General features: G+C 57.9%; 1 protein-coding gene. It reads right to left on the bottom strand.

What is annotated here, in order from left to right; all coding sequences use genetic code 11:
* Nucleotides 1-2,216 (bottom strand): PKD domain-containing protein (locus tag CRO74_RS31110; protein WP_097132245.1); only part of this gene is annotated, 2,216 nt, incomplete at its 3' end.
* Nucleotides 2,217-2,488: the final 272 nt, after the last annotated feature.

The following is a 2,488-nucleotide window of genomic DNA, read 5'->3' as shown; positions in this document are numbered from 1 at the left end:
TAGTTGAGCAGCACGCCCAGGCGGGCCAGTTGGGTGTCGGTGTACTGGCCCCGGGTCATCACCCGGTAGCAGTAGCTGGAGTCGGCCGAGAGGACTCGGCTGGTGTTGCCGTCGGCGGTGAAGGTGTCACTTCCATCGTCGGTGAAGGAGTAAGGCTGGGTCTGGACGGTGACTTCTCTGATCTTGTTGAAAGGGCCGTTGGGGCCGCTCCGGCTGCGGTAGACGTCATGGACGCGGGCGTCGTTGGACCAGGGCACGTTGGCCTGCCAGGCCAGGGTGACCTGCCGGTTGGCGGGGGTAGCGCTGAGCCGGACGGAGGAAGCCGCTTCGGTGACGTCGAGCCGGGTGAGCTGTTGGGTGGCGGCATCGGTGTAGAAGAACTCCAGCCGGTAACGGTAAGGGTTGGCCGTAGTATTGAGGGCTGACGTAGAGGTACCCCGGTCAACGAAGAGGGTATCGGGGGCTGTGGGGTTGAGGGTGGTGTTGATGGTGGCGAGGGGGGTGAAGTCGGTTCCGGTCAGTCCGGTGGCCCGCTGGAGTCGGTACTGGTAGGGTCCGCCCAGGTCGCCGGGGTTGAGTCCGATGGGTCGTGTCCAGCGGACGGTGATCTGTCCGTTGACCTCTCGGGTGGAGTCGACGGTGACCTGGGTGATGACCGGTGCCAGCAGGGGTAAGTTAAGACAGGCCTGGTTGGAGGCTAGTGAAACGCCCCCATTGCTACCGCCATTGACGTCGGGGTAGACGGCTACCAGCCGATAGGCGTAAGCAACGCCCCGGCGTAGGGAAGAAGTATCGGTATAAGTTGTTGCCGTGACGGGCACTTGAGCAATCCTGGTGTAGCCGGGTGGTACGCCGGTGGTACAGGGAGGCACAGGCCGGTCTTCGCAACCTTCCTTGCGGTAGATTGTGATGAATGTGCCGGGATTGCCGCAGGAATAAGGGCTCCAGGAGAGCTGGATGGCTCGTCCGTTGGCCGTGGCGGTGGGCCGGGCCGTGAGGTTCTTGATGGAGGGTCCCACAATTTGGATGCGGAAGGTCTGGAACGACGTCAGGGCCGGGGTAGGTCTGGTAGGCACATCGGTGACTTTGAAGGTCACATCGTAAGGTGCCTGCCGAATCTGATTGCAGCTGGTTTGCCAGGAGAAGGTGGCCGTGGCGGGCTGGTTCTGGATGATGTCGCCGTTGATGAGTCGGGCGTAGGCGGGCGGGATCAGTTCGTTGGCGGGCAGGGGTTGGCGGTCGGCACCGATGTTGAAGACGCCCCCGAAGCCGGCGATGATGACGCGCTGGCCGTCGGGGTCGGTGGCGGTGATGGGCTGGGTGATGAGGGCCCCGGCTTCCACGCACAAGTCCGGTATGGGCTGAATGATCGGACGCAGGTTTCTATTGTCGACCACGATGATCTGCATGTCGCGGGTGATCTCGCCGATGAGTACGCCATTGCGCCATTCCTCAACAATGAATGCAAAGTTGAATTGGCCGATCTCGCCCGGCGAATCCCAGCATAATTCACCCGTTTTGGGGTTAATCGAGAAACTGGCTGGAGTACCCCCATCTTCCCTGACGCTACCAAATCGGGTGGGGTCCTGATACGACGGAATTGCCCGCCCCACACAGCCATTGTCTGTCAAACTGGTTTGGGGTACACTCAGTCGATAAGCCAGACTATCGCCATCGGCATCGAAGGCGGCCGGGTTATGGCAAAATTTCTGGCCCACGCGGCCCGAATCCAGCGGTGGGTTGAGCATCACCGGGGTTGAGTTGGTCAGCAGGGCTGCGTTGATGTAAATCGTTGTTGAAACGAAAAAACGAATCTGGTCGGAGGTGGCGGCAGGCGGAAGGTTTTTAGTATCGGCATTCCGGTTAGGTACGGTTACGCCAATGGTGTATGTTCCGGGACCAGGATAAGTATGGATAACGGTATAACTATTCACCGACGACGTGCGTCCGTTTATATAGGTCCGGCCGCTTCGCCGAACATCGGCCGTTGTACCATCACCAAAGCAGAATGTATAATTTTCTGCCTGATCGGCTGCGGGCTTTCCTTTTACTTCGTCGAAATAAGCGGTGAAGGTTATTCTGTAGGTAAGCGAGGTTTGTGAAATTCGTTTGGTGGTGATCTCACCCGCCCGAACGTGAGTTGCCCGACTGGCCGTAGGCTTCAGAACAGCGCAGAAAAACAGACCTAAAAAACCAAGTATATAGAGGAACCGCATAGACTTAACGCATTTTTAGTACAACGCTGTCGCGTGTCAAAAATGTATTGATATGAAGCGGTAAGATAAGGGAAAAACAAAAAAGGAGAAAGAAGCATTGTCTCTTGTTGCCTCTTTCTCCCTGTTTGGCCCTTCTTTTAGGATAATTACTTGATGCCGCCGTCTTCCCGGATAATCTGGACCCAGCTTTTGAGGATCTGGGGGGGAGCGTTACGCTCCAGCTGGGCGTAGTACACCGTGGCCTGATAGTAGTACAAGCCCGTGGGCAACTC

Origin of the sequence: Spirosoma fluviale, from assembly GCF_900230225.1 — a bacterium.
In the GTDB taxonomy this organism is placed as follows: Bacteria; Bacteroidota; Bacteroidia; order Cytophagales; family Spirosomataceae; genus Spirosoma; species Spirosoma fluviale.
This window is presented reverse-complemented; position numbering and strand designations above follow the sequence as displayed.